The organism is Streptomyces sp. NPDC001513, from assembly GCF_042894695.1.
Classification (GTDB): domain Bacteria; phylum Actinomycetota; class Actinomycetes; order Streptomycetales; family Streptomycetaceae; genus Streptomyces.
Map to the genome: position 1 here is coordinate 285,950 of NZ_JBIAVU010000009.1, position 14,698 is coordinate 300,647.

General features: G+C 69.8%; 20 protein-coding genes. 6 read left to right on the forward strand and 14 right to left on the reverse strand.

Features of this window, described 5'->3' with window-relative positions:
- Positions 1-73: 73 nt before the first annotated feature.
- Positions 74-484 (reverse strand): nuclear transport factor 2 family protein, encoded by a 411-nt coding sequence (locus ACFYZ4_RS21965; RefSeq protein WP_390784604.1) that lies wholly within the window; start codon positions 482-484, stop codon positions 74-76.
- A gap of 97 nt (positions 485-581) precedes the next feature.
- On the opposite strand from ACFYZ4_RS21965, the gene ACFYZ4_RS21970 reads away from it, so the two are divergent.
- The 6 genes from ACFYZ4_RS21970 (at position 582) to ACFYZ4_RS21995 (ending at position 4,720) form a co-directional block, all read left to right on the forward strand.
- Positions 582-1,109 (forward strand): TetR/AcrR family transcriptional regulator, encoded by a 528-nt coding sequence (locus tag ACFYZ4_RS21970; protein ID WP_390784605.1) that lies wholly within the window; start codon positions 582-584, stop codon positions 1,107-1,109.
- 94 nt (positions 1,110-1,203) lie between these two features.
- Positions 1,204-1,677, forward strand: a complete 474-nt coding sequence (locus ACFYZ4_RS21975; protein WP_351297712.1) for a carboxymuconolactone decarboxylase family protein — start codon at positions 1,204-1,206, stop codon at positions 1,675-1,677.
- A gap of 143 nt (positions 1,678-1,820) precedes the next feature.
- A complete protein-coding gene (locus ACFYZ4_RS21980; protein WP_390784606.1) occupies positions 1,821-2,147 on the forward strand; it encodes an SCO4225 family membrane protein in 327 nt (108 codons plus the stop codon).
- 129 nt (positions 2,148-2,276) lie between these two features.
- Positions 2,277-2,750 carry a hypothetical protein gene (locus ACFYZ4_RS21985; protein ID WP_390784607.1) on the forward strand — a complete coding sequence of 158 codons (474 nt, stop codon included), beginning with the start codon at positions 2,277-2,279 and terminating at the stop codon, positions 2,748-2,750.
- A 9-nt stretch (positions 2,751-2,759) separates the two neighbouring features.
- Positions 2,760-4,190, forward strand: coding sequence for a hypothetical protein (locus tag ACFYZ4_RS21990; protein WP_390784608.1), 1,431 nt, complete (start codon positions 2,760-2,762; stop codon positions 4,188-4,190).
- Entirely contained in the window at positions 4,187-4,720 is a 534-nt protein-coding gene (locus ACFYZ4_RS21995; protein WP_351583866.1) for a hypothetical protein, read from the forward strand. Before ACFYZ4_RS21990 ends, ACFYZ4_RS21995 begins: the two co-directional genes overlap by 4 nt.
- Before the next feature lie 27 nt (positions 4,721-4,747).
- Here the strand turns inward: ACFYZ4_RS21995 and ACFYZ4_RS22000 are convergent, their stop codons facing one another.
- The 13 genes from ACFYZ4_RS22000 to ACFYZ4_RS22060 form a co-directional block, all read right to left on the reverse strand.
- Entirely contained in the window at positions 4,748-5,398 is a 651-nt protein-coding gene (locus ACFYZ4_RS22000) for an OmpA family protein (RefSeq protein WP_390784609.1), read from the reverse strand.
- Between the two features lie 4 nt (positions 5,399-5,402).
- Positions 5,403-5,990: a hypothetical protein gene (locus tag ACFYZ4_RS22005; RefSeq protein ID WP_390784610.1), complete on the reverse strand. Its 588-nt coding sequence runs from the start codon at positions 5,988-5,990 to the stop codon at positions 5,403-5,405.
- A gap of 31 nt (positions 5,991-6,021) precedes the next feature.
- Positions 6,022-6,663 (reverse strand): pilus assembly protein TadG-related protein, encoded by a 642-nt coding sequence (locus ACFYZ4_RS22010; protein WP_390784611.1) that lies wholly within the window; start codon positions 6,661-6,663, stop codon positions 6,022-6,024.
- The gene (locus tag ACFYZ4_RS22015; RefSeq protein ID WP_390784612.1) at positions 6,660-6,917 is read right to left on the reverse strand and encodes a hypothetical protein; all 258 of its coding nucleotides are present in this window, start codon (positions 6,915-6,917) and stop codon (positions 6,660-6,662) included. The genes ACFYZ4_RS22010 and ACFYZ4_RS22015 overlap by 4 nt, the downstream gene beginning before the upstream one ends.
- Before the next feature lie 110 nt (positions 6,918-7,027).
- Positions 7,028-7,714, reverse strand: a complete 687-nt coding sequence (locus ACFYZ4_RS22020; protein ID WP_351297694.1) for a response regulator transcription factor — start codon at positions 7,712-7,714, stop codon at positions 7,028-7,030.
- Between the two features lie 3 nt (positions 7,715-7,717).
- On the reverse strand, positions 7,718-8,608 hold the full coding sequence (locus ACFYZ4_RS22025) for a DUF5936 domain-containing protein (protein ID WP_384342325.1): 891 nt from the start codon (positions 8,606-8,608) through the stop codon (positions 7,718-7,720).
- Positions 8,609-8,627: 19 nt separating this feature from the next.
- Complete coding sequence (locus tag ACFYZ4_RS22030; RefSeq protein WP_390784613.1) at positions 8,628-9,566, reverse strand: type II secretion system F family protein; 939 nt, start codon at positions 9,564-9,566, stop codon at positions 8,628-8,630.
- Positions 9,563-10,924, reverse strand: coding sequence for a CpaF family protein (locus tag ACFYZ4_RS22035; RefSeq protein ID WP_351297688.1), 1,362 nt, complete (start codon positions 10,922-10,924; stop codon positions 9,563-9,565). The genes ACFYZ4_RS22030 and ACFYZ4_RS22035 overlap by 4 nt, the downstream gene beginning before the upstream one ends.
- Positions 10,921-11,292 carry a TadE/TadG family type IV pilus assembly protein gene (locus tag ACFYZ4_RS22040; protein ID WP_390784614.1) on the reverse strand — a complete coding sequence of 124 codons (372 nt, stop codon included), beginning with the start codon at positions 11,290-11,292 and terminating at the stop codon, positions 10,921-10,923. Before ACFYZ4_RS22040 ends, ACFYZ4_RS22035 begins: the two co-directional genes overlap by 4 nt.
- Position 11,293: 1 nt before the next feature.
- Positions 11,294-11,665 (reverse strand): TadE/TadG family type IV pilus assembly protein, encoded by a 372-nt coding sequence (locus tag ACFYZ4_RS22045; RefSeq protein WP_390784615.1) that lies wholly within the window; start codon positions 11,663-11,665, stop codon positions 11,294-11,296.
- 3 nt (positions 11,666-11,668) lie between these two features.
- On the reverse strand, positions 11,669-12,952 hold the full coding sequence (locus tag ACFYZ4_RS22050; protein ID WP_351297679.1) for an AAA family ATPase: 1,284 nt from the start codon (positions 12,950-12,952) through the stop codon (positions 11,669-11,671).
- 10 nt (positions 12,953-12,962) lie between these two features.
- Positions 12,963-13,667, reverse strand: a complete 705-nt coding sequence (cpaB, locus tag ACFYZ4_RS22055; RefSeq protein ID WP_030714100.1) for a Flp pilus assembly protein CpaB — start codon at positions 13,665-13,667, stop codon at positions 12,963-12,965.
- A 48-nt stretch (positions 13,668-13,715) separates the two neighbouring features.
- Positions 13,716-14,606: a hypothetical protein gene (locus tag ACFYZ4_RS22060; RefSeq protein ID WP_351297676.1), complete on the reverse strand. Its 891-nt coding sequence runs from the start codon at positions 14,604-14,606 to the stop codon at positions 13,716-13,718.
- Positions 14,607-14,698 lie beyond the last annotated feature (92 nt).

Sequence of the window (14,698 nt, forward strand, 5' to 3'; positions counted from 1 at the left end):
GCGCACTCAGATCCGGGCCCGGCGCCTGAGCCTGAGCACTCACCGGGTCCGGGCGCCGGAGGGGGTGGGCGGGTCAGAGCAGGCGGCGGTCTTCGGCCGTGATCGAGACGTCGTTGATGCTGGCCTCGCGGCGGCTCATCAGGCCGTCGGGGGCGAACTCCCACTGCTCGTTGCCGTGGCTGCGCCACCACTGGCCGGCGGCGTCGTGCCACTCGTACTCGAAGCGGACCGAGATGCGGTTGCCGGTGAAGGACCAAAGCTCCTTGCGCAGGCGGTAGTCGAGCTCGCGCTGCCACTTGTCGGCGAGGAACGCGCGGATCTCGGCGCGGCCGACGAGGAACCTGTCGCGGTTTCGCCAGACCGAGTCCTCCGTGTACGCCAGGGCGACGCGCTCCGGATCGCGGCTGTTCCAGGCGTCCTCGGCGGCCTGGACCTTGGCGCGGGCGGACTCTTCGGTGAAGGGGGGCAGGGGTGGACGCGTCACGGCGGATCCTTGGGGAGTCGAGGGGTGAGAACGATCGTTCTCCACTCTAGGAGAACGACCGTTCTCACCGCAAGGCGAAAAGGGCTACCCTGCCTTCATGGACGACGAAGAGGCACGGACCCGGCTACTGGACGCGGCGGAGGAGCTGTTCTACCGGCACGGCATCCAGGCCGTCGGCATGGACCGCATCCGCACCGCGTCCGGGGTTCCCCTCAAGCGCCTCTACCGACTCTTCCCGGCGAAGGATTCCCTGGTCACGGCCTATCTGGAACGCCGCGACCAGCGCTGGCTGGACTCCCTGCGCACGGCGGCGCTCGCCCCGGCGGAGCGGCGGGCGCGGGTGCTGGCGGTGTTCGACTGGCTGGCGGACTGGTTCACCGAGCCCGACTTCCGGGGATGCGCGTTCCTCAACGCGTACGGGGAGCTGGGCGCGGCGGCGCCGGAGATCGTACGGGTGCACAAGGCGGAGCTCCACGCCCTGCTGGCCGACCTGGCCGCCGACCCGGCCCTCGCCGACCAGCTCCTGATCCTGACGGAGGGGGCGACGACGGTGGCCGCGCTGAATCCCGGCCCGGAGCCGGCGCACCGGGCCCGCGAGATCGCGGAACTCCTCCTTCCGGTGTGACGCAGGTCACATCCACCTGGCCCGCGAGGCTGTCACATCCGGACCGCGCATTCCGTCAAAGCTGTGTAACCGTCGACACGGCAAGGAGAGAACGATGGAAGCGCGGCTCGACTTCTTCGGCAACGCGGTCTCGGCCAAGTTTGCCCGGTACATCAACTCCGCTGGCAAGGTCATCGCGGACTCGACCCTCCCGCACGCCACGCAGGAGCTGGTGAAGCTCCGGGCCAGCCAGATCAACGGCTGCGGATTCTGCACCGACATGCACTTCAAGGACGCCTCGCACGCCGGGGAGGACCCGATCCGGCTCAACCTGGTCGCGGCCTGGCGCGAGGCCAAGGCGTTCACCGACGCCGAGCGGGCGGCCCTGGAGCTGACCGAGCAGGGCACCCGCATCGCCGACGCGGCCGGCGGCGTCACGGACGAGGCCTGGGCCGACGCGGCCAAGTACTACGACGAGGACCAGCTGGCCGCGCTGGTCTCGCTGATCGCCCTGATCAACACGTACAACCGCATGAACGTGATCATCCAGCAGCCGGCGGGCGACTACCAGGTGGGCCAGTTCGGCTGATCGCGCGCGCACGAGTCCGGCCCCGACAGGGGAGGGGCCGGACCGCGCGCACCGCTCTGTGTCGGTTCTGGGTACGCATACTCACGACAGATCCCCGGATCCCCCGGACCATGGGAGCAGCCCACACGTCCCGGGGAGAACCGATGACCGCTCGCACGCTCGTCCGCCTGACCTTCACCAACCCGGCCTCGGCCGTCTACCTGGGTCTCGTAGGCGCCGCCGTGGTCTTCGCGACAGCCGTGACGCTGTTCGCCGCGGATCCCGGCTTCGTATGGGTGCTGCCCTCGCTGCTCGCGTTCCCGCTGTTCCTCTTCGTGACGCTGGTCCACGGGGAAGGCCGGCCCGAGACGTGGATCTTCCTCACCGAGCTCGTCCTGTGCGCACTGACCCAGTCGCTCCTGCTCGGAACGTTCGCAGAAACCCTCCGCGGCCGCCTCCGGCGCGGCGCTCCCCACACTCCGACCAGCTAGTCGAACGCGCCCGCACCCATGCCCGGGGGCCCGGCGGGCAAGCGGGATGCGGTCGCGCACTTCAGCCGCTGGGTGACACGGCGCGCAGCGTCGACAACGATTGCGATGGCCGATGGGCGGGACGTTCTGATGACTTGGGATGAGTGGGACAACGCGAAAGCGGACGTGGCTGCCCAGCGGCAGGCGTCCATGCGGCTCAATCAGCTGCCTGGCGGGCCCGGTGCAGGTGGACAGGCCGATCTCGTCGTGAACCAGGACGACCTGGGCGGGGTGGGTCACGAGGCCTTCACCCTGCACGGTCAGCTGCACAAGCAGGCGGACATCGCTGGAGCGGGCATCAACGAAGCGGGTTCCGGGTCGACGATGCAGGCTGCCGCCGCGTTGAAATCCAGTGGCTTCGAGCTGGGGGGTGAGCTGGGGACGGCGGTGTCGGTGTGGACCTCGCAGGTCAAGTCGGTGCTACAGGCCTGCGCCCACATCTCGAACCACCTGGACTTCTCGAAGAAGGCGCACGCCCAGGATGACGCCGCGATCGCGGCATCGCTGCGGAACCGGGACGGCTCGGCTGTGCCCGCGTCGCGCATAGCCGAGCACTTCGCGTAGGGAACCGACATGAACTACACCCAACTGATGGAAGCGGACCTCGCCAAGCTGGGCGCTGCGGTCGCCGACTGGAAGAAGATGGCCGGGGACCTGCAGCGACTCGGTGGTGAGGCCCGCGACGGGCTGAAGAAGAAGTCGGACAGCGCCCGGTGGGAGGGTGTCAATGCCGGTGTCACCCGCGGCTTCGTCGACAAGACCGTGAAGGAGTTCGGTGACCTCGACATCGAGGCGAAGAGCATCTGCGCTGTGCTCGATGACGCGCACGCCGAGCTGAAGAACCTACAGCAGCGGGCCAAAGACCTCACCGCGTCCGCCAAGGACGACGACCTCGTCGTTTCCTCCGGCAAGGACGGAGCCGTGGTGATCTCCGAGGCGTTGGTGTGCGAGGTCGAGCGCGGTCAGCGCAAGCTGGACCTGATGCGATGGTACGCGGATACCCTCACCGGAGTCGTCGCCCACGCCGCCGAGGTCGACGCCTCTGCCGTACGGGCACTGCGCGCCAGCCACGGCGGTGACCCGGACAACGCCGGCCACGCCGTGTACACGTCGCTGGACCAGGACATGCTGCCGCGGGCCCTGAAGCTGGCCGCCTTGGGCGAAGACGCCAACGACAAGCAGCAGAAGGAGCTCCGCCGGCTGTGGCAGTCGCTGAGCCCCGAAGCACGGGGGCAGATGTGGCAGGGTCACAAGGACGACCTGCTGGCGGCCGGGCTGCTGACTCCGCAGGTCAAGCGGGTGGCGGCGGACGACGGAGCGGGACGCTATGACGTCGAGTCGCCGGGCGCGGCCGACTATTGGAACGAGGTCCTGGCCAACGGGATCTCCAACAGCGGCGACTTCATGGGTAAGACGGATGCGGCCCGCCACATGGACCACTACCTGAACGGCAGCGGAAAGACCCTCGACCTGGATGTCGACAGGATGCTGAACGACGACCAGAACCTGCGGAACGTGACGGCGGGCGTGCGCGCGGATGAGGAAGGCGAATGGCGCCGGCAGGCGCTGGAGGCCTTCGAGAAGTCCGGCGGCAAGCCCGTGGCCATTCCCGTGGAGACCTCCGGCCAGGGATACACGCACGTCGACGGCGGAAACCGCAACTGGTACCTCGCCATCGGCAGCGCCATGACGAACACCACCGGAGTGGTGACGGCAGTCCCCGGCCCGGACGGACAGCCGCAGGTCGGTATCGACTACCAGGTGAACGTGTGGGACCGCTACAACTGGGATCCGGGCAAGTTCACCCCCATCGGCCCCACGTCGGTGACGGACGCCGACATGGCCCGCTTCCACACGACCGGGCAGGCCAGGGAATTCGACATGAGGGGAAGCAGCTCGGTGCAACAGCACGACCTGAACTCGGGCGGCACCTGGCCCGATCCCGTGGAGACCGGGCGCGACGGTACGCGCAAGGACATCGGCCGCAACACCGCCGCCCGATGATCGGCAACCGACGACCGGCGTGGTCGGTCCTCCTGTGCGCCTCCCTGACGATGCTCGTCGGGCTGTGCGCCGGATGCTCCGGAACAACAGGCGTTGCAGAAGGCGGCAGTGGCAGCCGCCGCACGCCGGAGCACCGGCCTCCGGAGTGGGTCGAAGGAACCACGGTCGAGGGGGTCGTACGGCGGCTGCACCTCCAGTTGCCTGCAGTGGCGAGCGACGCCCGGGCCGCGCAGCAACGACGCTTCCAGGACGACGGGCTGCTCGTCGCCTTCAGCATGCCCACCGGCGACGTGGATGCCTTCCTCGCCCAGCTGAAGCCGGAGCAGCCGGTGCAGCCCCGGAAGACGCCGTTCGCCGGAGAGGCCGAACCGGGCTTCACGCACCTCGGCCTGCCGGAGCCCGACGCGCTGCCGGACATCCGCAAAGCCCAGGCCTGCGCCCCCTGCGAAGACGACCTCGACCAACTGCACGTCGCTGTGACGCAGCTCGACGAACAGACCAGCCGCGTCTACCTCAAGGGAATCGACTGAGGAACCGAACCTGCGCGGGACGGCCCCTCAGCCTCCGCCGACGCTGCGGGGGAAGGTGATCTCGACGCGGCGGTTCTTCTTGCGGCCTTCCTCGGTGCTGTTGTCGGCGATCGGGTAGTCCTCGCTGTAGCCGCGGACGTCGAAGACGACGCTGGGATTGGTGACGGTCTTGGAGAGCTCGGCCTGCACGGCGTCGGCGCGCTGCTTGGACAGCTCCTTGCCGTGCTCGTAGCTGCCCTGGTCGTCGGTGAAGCCGAACACCCGTACGCGGGTGGCCTTCTGCGTGTTGATCTCGGCGGCGATGGCCTGGATCCGGGCGGCGGCCTGGGCGTTGAAGACGGCGCTGTTCTCCGGGAACAGCACCTCGGACTGCAGCGCCATCATGACGGTCTGGTTCGTCTCCTGCCGCCGCTGCTCCCCGCCGAGGTCTTCGACGACCTCGACCAGGTCGAGCACCTTGGAGGGCGCAAGGGTCCCCCCTTGAGGCAGCTTCAGCCCCGAGGCGTTGGGGTCGACGGGCAGCGGAGCCGATGCCGATGGCTCAGTACCAGGGGGTACGGACGGCTGGACTTCGTCGGCGGACGCAACAGTGGCCCCGAGGAGATGCGCCCCGGCGACGACGAGTCCGGCCACTGCCGTGGCGGCCGCTATGCGATGGCGGTGGGTCAATTCGGTCATGGCGTCACCCGGAAATCTTGATGGTTGCCGTGGCGAAGGTGGGAACGGTGAAGTCAACGTCTGTAGCACTTGTCGGCGGCGCGGGGAACTGTGCAAAGAACGGGATGGATTCACCCGGGCCGATGCGCGTAATGCCGATCGTGCAGGAGCAGCGGCCCTCGGTGTCCCGAAGCACGTAATAGCGCTTCTTGCCCTGCTTGTCGACCAAAGTGGCGCCCGCGACCGAGGCCGCGCTTGCAGTTCTTTCATCGCCTCGCCAGGCAGCCGTCTCGACGTATGCCTCAGTACCGTCGTTCTTGATCTGCCCGCTGACCGTCACGAAGTTGCCCGCTTCACGTACGGCCGAGTTGATGTTCAGAACGATGCTGGACGGGCCCTTCACGGTGGCGATGACTTCTGTCGGCACAGCAGTCTTGCTCCCGCTGGGGCCGGGAGCCTGTGAGTTGCCGCTCTGTCCTTGCGCAGCTGGGGACGTCTGCGGACTCTTCGGCTTCTCGTTGCTTCCACCGCACCCGGCCAATACGAGGACCATGGCCGCCGTACCCACAACGGCCATTCCCCCACGGACCTTCACCATGCGCCGAATGCTCATCTATGAACGCTTCCTTGTCTCTCGTTCCTTGTCAGCCGTCGAGTCGCACGGTGAACAGTTTTCTGGTCAATGCACTGAGCGCGCCCGGATTGAGCGGGTCGAGCTTGATCACCTTCCCGCCGCAAGTGAAGTTCACCGCGGGTGGAGGTGGCGTAGGGGCCGGCGAGGCATCCCCGGGTGGTGTGGTGGGAGTGGGGCTCGGAGTGGGAACGGCGCCCAGGTGACACTTCGATTCGATCAGGGCAGTGGCCGTTGCCCTTCCGGGCATGTCTCCGGTGCCCGGAACAACCGAATCGCCCACTGTCCGGTCGGTCTCCACCTTTACGGTGAATCGCGGCAGAGAGGGCTCACACATCGTTGTCTTCGCGTCGTTCTTCGTCGCGAAAGCCTCTGCCGCCGCACAGGCCTCGCCCACTGCGAAGTAGTCCCCGTCGAGGATCTTCTCCCACTCCGCGGGCTTCACTGCGGCAAGATCGAGATTGAGCAGCACGTTGTCCCTGACCTCGCGGCCGGCCGCCAATGCCGCAGCGTCCGCGGCACCCTGGGCATTGCTTCGAGTGACGGAGGCCTGCCCGACAACGAAGAAGGCAAGTGCAGCAAAGAGCAGGCCCGCCACGACCACGACATAGATGGGAAAGGCCTGCCCTCGGTCGCCGCGGCGACCTGAGGTCACTTCTTTCCGCCACCTGCCGAGATGTCCTCGACCGCCTTCGAGATCTTGTTCGTGATCGCCGTACCGATACCCGTACCGACGATCGCGCCGATGATCACGATCACCACCAGGATGATGCCCAGGTATTCGAAGGCCGTTTGGCCGCGGTCGGGGTGGGTGTGGCGCTTGCGGAGGCTTGTTACGGCCGTGTCCGTCCAGCCGTTCACCCTGATCCGTGCCTCCACGGCGGCCTTCAGCAGCGTGTTCTGTGACATGGGGGTTCCCTCCCGGGCCGGTACCGGTGTCGATCTGCGGACGGTACGGCGAGTCACCAGTCGTAACCAAGGGTCCCGGGACCCAATTACGGACCCACTGCGCACTCTGTCTACCCATGACCGGTCACTCCTGGACGGGCGGTTCCCAGCCAGCGGGCTATCGCCTCGCTGCGCGTCGCGCTCTGCAGCTTCGCGAAGATGCGGTTGATGTGGTTCTTGACCGTCTTCTCGCTGATGAAGCAGGCGGCGGCGATCTGTTGGTTGCTCATCCCGGACGCGATCAGATCCATGATCTCCACCTCCCGGGAACTCAACCCGAAGACAACAGAGTTGTGCATCCGCTCAGAAGACTGTGCCACAGCTCGTTGCGGATGCGAAGAGGCCCGGAGCTCCGCGAGGAGGGCGCTCGCCGCCGTCGGGGTGAAGTGCGGGCGGCCCAGCGGGGCGTCGCGCACCGCCCTCAGCAGCTCGTCCGTCGTGAACTCGCCGTGTACGAGGTAGCCGCCGGCCCCCAACGACAGGGCCTCGCAGATGATGTCGGCTTCCCTGCTGTACGTCAGCATCAGTACGGGGGCGAGCTGTACGAGGTGGGGGAGGGCCGAGATGCCGTCCACACCCGGCATCCGCACGTCCAGCAGGATCACGTCCGGGGCGTGCCGGCGGGTCAGGCTCAGGGCCTCGCGGCCGTCCTGCGCCTGGGCCGTCACGTCGAGGTCCCCGGCCGCGCTCAGGATCGCCGCCAGGCCCGCCCTGATGACCGGATTGCCGTCGGCGATGAGCACGCTCAGCCGTGCCATGGCTCAGCCACCCCCGAACAGCGCGCCGAAGTCGACGTTCGCGCCGTAGACGAAGCCGCAGACCAGCAGGATCAGCGTGCCGGGAAGCATGAACATGGTCACCGCGAACGTCGCCTTCGGGACGGCCCGGGCCGCCCGGCGGCGGGCGTTCTGGGCGTCCGTACGGCGCATGTCCTCGGCGATCGCGATCAGCGTGTCGACGATCGGGGAGCCGAGCTCCTCGCCCTGCTGGAGCGCCGTCACGAACTGCGCGACCTGTTCGCTGTCGTTGCGGCGGCGCAGTTCGTCGAAGGCCTGGCGGCGGCTCACGCCCATGTCCATCTGCTGGAGCGTGATCCGGATCTCGTCCGCCCACGGGCCCTCGTACTTGTCCGCCACCCGGCCCAGCGCCTGCCGGAAGCCCAGCCCCGCGCTCACCACCACGGCGAGCACGTCGAGGAAGTCGGGCAGGGTCCGCTCGATGTGGTCGCGGCGGACCCTGATCGCCGACCACAGGCCGGCCTCGATCCAGAACAGCCCGAAGGCCACCATGAGCAGGGCGGCGACCAGCTGGCCGTTGATCAGCATGGAGAAGGCACCGAGGGCGCCCAGGGCCCCGTACACGGCCCGCCGGGCCGCGTACCGGTCGATCGTGAGGCCTGCCGGGTTGCCCGCCATGTCGATCTGGCGGCGCTTGCGGGCGACCCGGGCCGGGCCCATCGCGCTCAGGACGAACGGGGCCCAGCGGATGCCCATGCGGTCGACGAGGGAGCCGACCGCCGTCGTGCGGGTGGCTCCGACCTCCAGGGCGAGCGCGAGGTCCGTGGGCAGTTTCACGTCCGCGCGGTAGAGGCGGATGCCGTGGAAGGCGCCGAGGACCGACAGGGCCACGGCCAGTGCGAGCAGAAGTCCGATCATCGTTGCGTCCGCCCCCTCACACGTCGATCTTCGACAGGCGGCGGATGAGGATGAAGCCCAGGGCGAAGAGGCCGAGGGCGACGAGCACGGCCGTCTGGCCGAGGAACGCGCCCGTCATCCGGTCCAGCGCGCCGGGCATCATCATGTCGACGAGCAGCAGCGAGCCGAGTCCGATGGACGGGACGAGGTACGCCGTCACCGTCACCTGGGACAGCTGGGTACGGATCTCACGGCGGGTCTCCTTGCGCTGCTCCAGCGTCACCGTCAGGTTGCGCAGACTGTCCACGATCGCGCCGCCCGCGCGGGCGGACAGGACGAGGGTGGAGACGAGGACGACCAGCTCCCGTGACGGCAGGCGTTCGGTGAGTTCGCCCAGGGACTCCTCGATGGAGTGGCCCACGGCGAGGCGGTCGGCGACGCGCGCCAGTTCCTCGCCCGCCGGCGCCTCCAGCTCCTCGGCCGCGATGCCGATGGCCGTACGGAGGGCCAGCCCGGCCTGGGTGGCGTTGGCGAGGATGCGGGCCAGGTCGGGGAGCTGGTTGATGAACCGTTCCGTACGCCGCGCCCGCTGCCAGTTGAGGAAGGCGTTCGCCGCCCAGACGCCGATCACGCCCGCCACCGGACCGAAGAACGGCGCGAGGAGCGCGGACGCGATGAGCCAGACGCCCGCGATCGACCCCAGCATGTAGACGAAGAACTCGCCCGGGGTGAGGTCCAGGCCGGTGGTCGCCAGCTTCAGCTCGATGCGGCGGCCCAGCTTGGTCCTGCGCAGCCGCCTGTCGACGCCCCGGAAGCGGCGCCGCCGCCCGAGGGGCTGCGGCATTCCGCTCGCCGAGAGGCGCTCGATCAGGGCGGCGCGCTGGGCGCGCCCGGCGACGTACGCCTGGAGGCCCGCGACGACGAGCACGCACGCGAGCAGGGTGGCGCCGAGGGTGAGGAGGATCAGTGGGTTCACAGGGCGGTCCGGGGAAAGTGCGGGGTGGCGAGCGGGGCGGTGAGGGGGTCGTCCGGCAGGGCGACCCCGAAGGCCTGCGGGATGGGCTGGTTGTTCATGTAGAGCCGCTCGGCGATCCGACGCGGCAGCGGGTAGTACTCGAAGTAGCCGTGCACGCGCCCGTCCGCCCCCATCGGCTGGGCGGCGAAGCGGCAGACCGTGGTGATCCGGAAGGGTTCGCGGCCGTGGGATTCCAGGATGGAGATCTCCGTGATGCGGCGTGAGCCGTCGCCGAAGCGGGTCAGCTGGACGATGACGTTGACGGCGCTGTTGATCTGGTCCTGGAGGGCCTCGAAGGGGATCTCCACCTCCGACATGGAGGCGAGGGTCTGCAGGCGCATGAGCGCGTCCGAGGAACTGTTGGCGTGGACGGTGGCGAGGGAGCCGTCGTGGCCGGTGGACATCGCCTGGAGCATGTCGAGGGTCTCGCCGCCGCGGACCTCGCCGACGATGATGCGGTCGGGGCGCATGCGAAGGGAGTTGCGTACGAGGTCGCGGATGGTGATCTGGCCCTTGCCCTCCACGTTCGGCGGGCGGGATTCGAGGCGGATCACGTGCGCCTGCTGGAGCTGGAGTTCGGCCGAGTCCTCGATGGTGATGATGCGCTCGCCCTCCGGGATCAGGCCGGAGAGGGCGTTGAGGAGGGTGGTCTTGCCGGTGCCGGTGGCACCGGAGACGATCAGGTTCATCTTGGCGGCGACGAGCCCGGACAGCAGGAGCAGCATCTGCTCGTCGAGGGAGCCGAGCGCGATCATCTCGTGCAGGGTGAAGGCCCGCGGGAAGCGCCGGATGGTGAGGGTCGCGCCGGTCAGGGAGAGCGGCGGGATGATGACGTTGACGCGTTCGCCGCTGGGCAGGCGCGCGTCGACCATCGGATTGGCCTCGTCCACACGGCGGTTGACGGTGGAGACGATGCGCTCGATGGTCTGCATCAGCTGCTCGTGCGAGGCGAAGCGGAGCGGAAGCTGCTCCACGCGGCCGGCGCGCTCGACGAAGATCTGGTCGGGGCCGTTGACCATGATCTCGGAGATCGAGGCGTCTTCGAGGAGCGGTTCGAGCACACCGAGGCCGAGGGCCTCGTCGACGACCCGGCGGATCAGCTGCGCGCGCTCGACGGTGGAGAGTACGGGGCCCTCGCGGCTGATGATGTGGCCGAGTACGCGCTCCAGGCGCGCCCGGCGCTCGGCGGGCGCGAGCGCGGACATCTCGGCGAGGTCGATCTCCTCCAGCAGCTTGGCGCGGTAGGAGGAGACCAGCCGGCCGTCCTCGCGGGGGCTGTGCCGGTCGTCGGGGGTGTTGACCCGGGAACGCAGGCTCATGGTCCGGTCACCTTCGGGTCGTCGTTGGGCATGACTGCCGTTGCCTTGGCCTCGCCGGCGGGAAGCCCGGGGATGATCGAGTTGATCCGTATGGTCACGGTCGCGGTCACCGCGTCGCCGCCCGGGGGCACGACCACCGTCGCCGGGAGCCCCTCGCGGATGGCGGCGTATCCGGCGGCCTCCCCCCGTCCCGGGTGCTGGGCTTCCACGCGCGCCGCCGTACGGGCGGCGGTGTCCGCCTGCTCGTGGACGTACGCGACCCAGCCGAGCTGGATCGCGCACAGGGCGACGAACAGCAGGATGGGCACGAAGCCGATGTATTCCAGGGCCACTTGCCCCCGGTCGGAACGGATGCGTCGCCTTCTCATGTCACTTCGCCTCCTTCTCCAACGCCGCGCCGCCGGTGCCGTCGATCGTGCCGAAGTCGAGGCCGGGGAAGAGGACGGGGATGCCCAGGGTGACCTTCACCTGGTAGATGTCCCCGGACTTTCGGCAGTCCACGTCGGGCTTCCACGCATCCCCGATGTGCTCCTTCGCCGCCGCTATACAGGCAGCCCGCTCCCCCGTCACCGCCCCCGCCCGCGCCCCCTCGTCCGCCGCGTTGCCCGCCAGGGAGAACGCGTAGCCGATCAGTACGCACTCCCACACCGCCGCCACGAGCAGCAGGATCAGCGGGACCATGCCGACGAACTCGATCGCCACCTGGCCCCGGTCTCCGCGTCCCGGTCTGCGGGCGGGCATCCGTCAGCCCTCCCGGCCGCGGCGCAGGCGGGACACCGCGCCGGCGGCGCGTATCGCGACCGCCGCGCCCGGGGCGCCCGCAGAGGTCGCGGAAGCGGAGGCGGTGTCCGGGGCGGAAAGGAGGCCGAGTTCGCCCGCCAGGGTCCACAGGGCCTGCTTGACCGTGGAGCGGTTGTCGAGGTCCTGGACCCGGCCCGCGTCCACGACCGCCTGGAGTTCCTTGAAGGCGGCCGGGACCGGGGTGCGGGTGGCGCGGGTCTTGGTGATCTTCTCGATCAGGGCGGGCTGGATCTCGGTGTGCTTGCTCCAGCGGTTGACGACCATCGCCGTGTCCTCGGCCTTGCGCACCTGGAGGCGTTCCCACATCCGGACCATCCGCTTCGCCGCCCGTACCGCGACCACGTCCGGGGTGGTGACCAGCACCGCCACGTCCGCCATCTCCACGGCGGCGGCGTTCGCGCCGGTCACCTGGGTGCCGCAGTCGATGACGACGAGTTCGTAGCGGCTGCGCAGGGCTCCGACGATGTGCCGGGCGGCCCGGTCGTCGACCTCCTCGCCCCGCTCCCCGTCGGCCGGGGCCAGCAGCAGCGCGAGGCCCGTGCGGTCGTCGTAGACGGCGTCCTGGAGGACCCGCGGGGAGATGTCCTGGATGCCGGCGAGGTCGGCGATGGAGCGGCGGAACTGCACGTCGAGGTACGAGCCCACGTCGCCCGCCTGGAGGTCCATGTCGACCAGTGCCGTACGCCGTCCCGAGGCGGCCGCGGCCAGCGCGAACTGCACGGCGGTGAAGGTGGCGCCGACGCCGCCCTTGGCTCCGGTGACCGTGACCACGCGGCCGCCCGGCCCGGTGAAGACGTCGGCGGCCGAGCCCTTGCCGAGGTGGCGGCGTACGCCCACGGACCACTGGGCGGCCGCCTGGACGCGGGCGGCGAGTTCCTCGTAGGAGAGCGGGAGGCCGATCAGGCCGCGCGCGCCCGAGTCCATGGCTGCGGAGAAGAGCGCCGGGCCGGCGTCGGAGGAGACCAGGACGACGCCCACCGCCGGGAAGCGCAGGGCGACTTCGCGGATCAGTTCCAGTGCGGGCACCGGGCCGATGCGCTCGTGGACGAGGACGACCTCGGGCAGTTCGTCGATGGAGTCGACGGCCAGCCGGGCGAGGGTGTCGAGCAGCGAGGTCGAGTCGGGGACCGGTGCGGCCGGTTCCGCCGACGGGAGCTGGCTGAGGAGGGTGGAGATGGCACGCGCGGCGTCCGGGTCGCCGACCGCGGGGAGGATTCGGGTGGTCATCCGTGATGCCTCACTTGTCCCCGTCGAGGGTGTACGTACGGTCGCCCGGGGCGGGTGCCGAGTCGGTGCCGGGGGCCACCAGGGCCAGGCGCACGTGTTCCGCGAAGGACTCGGCGTACGCGACGCGCTGGGTGTCCTTGGTGTTCAGAGCGAAGGTGATCGGGACCGCCTCGGCGGGGCCCTTGCGGTCGCTGTCCTTGGCTTCGAGGGCGGTGAGCCGGCCGACGCCCAGGACCCGGGCGTTGGCGACGATGATCACCGACCGCGAGGGGTCGGTGTCCTTGGCGCCCTTGAAGGTGGCGATGATGTTGACCTTGGCGCCGGAGGTGATCTTGCCGGCCACGCCGGTCGCCGCGTCGATCATGATGGCGATCTCCTGCTCGCCGGGCTGGAGCTGCGGACGGTCGACGAACATGTCCGCCTGGAGCAGCGAGCCCTTCTTCAGGGTGGTGAGCGCGATCTTGTCCTTGAGGGCGCCGAGGTCGGTGACGGCGGTCTCGGACAGCCAGCGCTTGGGGATCCTGACCTCCTCGAACTGCCCGGCGGCGAGCGGGCTGTACGGCGCTATGTCGCCCTTGGCCCGGTAGGCCACGACCTCGGCCCCGACCTTGGAGTTGACGTCGCCGATCACCACGAGGACCCCGGCGAAGGCCCCCAGGGCGCACAGGACCGACAGGAGCAGCAGGATGACGCCGCGGCGCTGGCGTGAGTTCATCGGTCTTCCTACCTCGCCGTTCTTCGTTCGTTCGCAGGTGTCGGTCGGTCAGGGTCTGGATCGGGCGGTGCTCGCCGGGGGCGGTGGCGCGGCGGGCGCGGCCGTGAGCGGGGCGGCGCAGAAGCCGCAGCGGTCGCCGATGAGTTCGAGGCCGCACCAGCGGCACTGCTCGCGGCGGACCGAGGCGACCAGCTGGTAGAGCACGGACAGGTCCGGGATGCCGGCGGCGAACTCGACGAGCTTCTGGGTGCCCCACCAGCCGGGCGAGCCGGCGGGCAGCGGGTTCTCCAGGACGCCCTGCACCTGCCAGGCGGGGGCGAGTTCGGCCGTGACCCAGTCGGAGGTGAGCTGGCCGCGGGCGAAGGTGAGCTGCGTGGCGAACCCGGGTCCCGCGGGCACCGCGGCCGACGCCTGCGCCCCGGCGGCCCCGAGCTTGGCCAGGTGCGGCGTCGGGTGGGCCAGTACGGCGAACTGCGCGCTCGGCGACCAGGACCTGGCGTGCGCCCCCAGCCCGACCGGGACCCGGACCCGGTCGAGCTTGGCGACCGAGCCCAGCAGGGCGCCCGCGTAGACGTAGTGGGACAGCAGCCGGGCGGCGGAGGCGATGATTCCGGGGCTGAAGTCGCAGACGCTGAGCTGGCGCAGCTGACGGACCAGCAGGGCCGTGCCCAGCGGCGGCAGATCGATGCCGAGGAGCGCGATCCGGTCGGTCTCCAGGATGGCGCGTACGGTGTGCAGCCGCTGGACAGTGGCGCGCGGGAGCCAGGGCGGCACGAGGGCCACGAGGTGGCCGTGCCGCTCCAGCAGCGCGCTGGTCTCGGCGAGCGCGCCCTCCAGGTCGAGCTGCTCCGGCGGGTGCAGTACGGCGGCCCCGGGCGTATGCCGGTCAGGGGCCGGAAGTACCAGATCGGCGCTGGTGACAGCGATGGCGGTCGGCACGTGAATTCCCCCGTTCCCCCACGTTCACCCCGTGTGCCACGGGCCCGTCGCGCGCTGGACGCGAAGACGCCGCGCACGCGCACGTCCTGCGC

Bases quoted from the DNA above. Each gene is read 5' to 3' on its own strand.
- ACFYZ4_RS21970 (WP_390784605.1), top strand. From the start codon at position 582: ATGGACGACGAAGAGGCACGGACCCGGCTACTGGACGCGGCGGAGGAG.
- ACFYZ4_RS21975 (WP_351297712.1), top strand. From the start codon at position 1,204: ATGGAAGCGCGGCTCGACTTCTTCGGCAACGCGGTCTCGGCCAAGTTT.
- ACFYZ4_RS21980 (WP_390784606.1), top strand. From the start codon at position 1,821: ATGACCGCTCGCACGCTCGTCCGCCTGACCTTCACCAACCCGGCCTCG.
- ACFYZ4_RS21985 (WP_390784607.1), top strand. From the start codon at position 2,277: ATGACTTGGGATGAGTGGGACAACGCGAAAGCGGACGTGGCTGCCCAG.
- ACFYZ4_RS21990 (WP_390784608.1), top strand. From the start codon at position 2,760: ATGAACTACACCCAACTGATGGAAGCGGACCTCGCCAAGCTGGGCGCT.
- ACFYZ4_RS21995 (WP_351583866.1), top strand. From the start codon at position 4,187: ATGATCGGCAACCGACGACCGGCGTGGTCGGTCCTCCTGTGCGCCTCC.
- ACFYZ4_RS22000 (WP_390784609.1), bottom strand. From the start codon at position 5,398: ATGACCGAATTGACCCACCGCCATCGCATAGCGGCCGCCACGGCAGTG.
- ACFYZ4_RS22005 (WP_390784610.1), bottom strand. From the start codon at position 5,990: ATGAGCATTCGGCGCATGGTGAAGGTCCGTGGGGGAATGGCCGTTGTG.
- ACFYZ4_RS22015 (WP_390784612.1), bottom strand. From the start codon at position 6,917: ATGTCACAGAACACGCTGCTGAAGGCCGCCGTGGAGGCACGGATCAGG.
- ACFYZ4_RS22020 (WP_351297694.1), bottom strand. From the start codon at position 7,714: ATGGCACGGCTGAGCGTGCTCATCGCCGACGGCAATCCGGTCATCAGG.
- ACFYZ4_RS22035 (WP_351297688.1), bottom strand. From the start codon at position 10,924: ATGAGCCTGCGTTCCCGGGTCAACACCCCCGACGACCGGCACAGCCCC.
- ACFYZ4_RS22040 (WP_390784614.1), bottom strand. From the start codon at position 11,292: ATGAGAAGGCGACGCATCCGTTCCGACCGGGGGCAAGTGGCCCTGGAA.
- ACFYZ4_RS22045 (WP_390784615.1), bottom strand. From the start codon at position 11,665: ATGCCCGCCCGCAGACCGGGACGCGGAGACCGGGGCCAGGTGGCGATC.
- ACFYZ4_RS22050 (WP_351297679.1), bottom strand. From the start codon at position 12,952: ATGACCACCCGAATCCTCCCCGCGGTCGGCGACCCGGACGCCGCGCGT.
- cpaB (WP_030714100.1), bottom strand. From the start codon at position 13,667: ATGAACTCACGCCAGCGCCGCGGCGTCATCCTGCTGCTCCTGTCGGTC.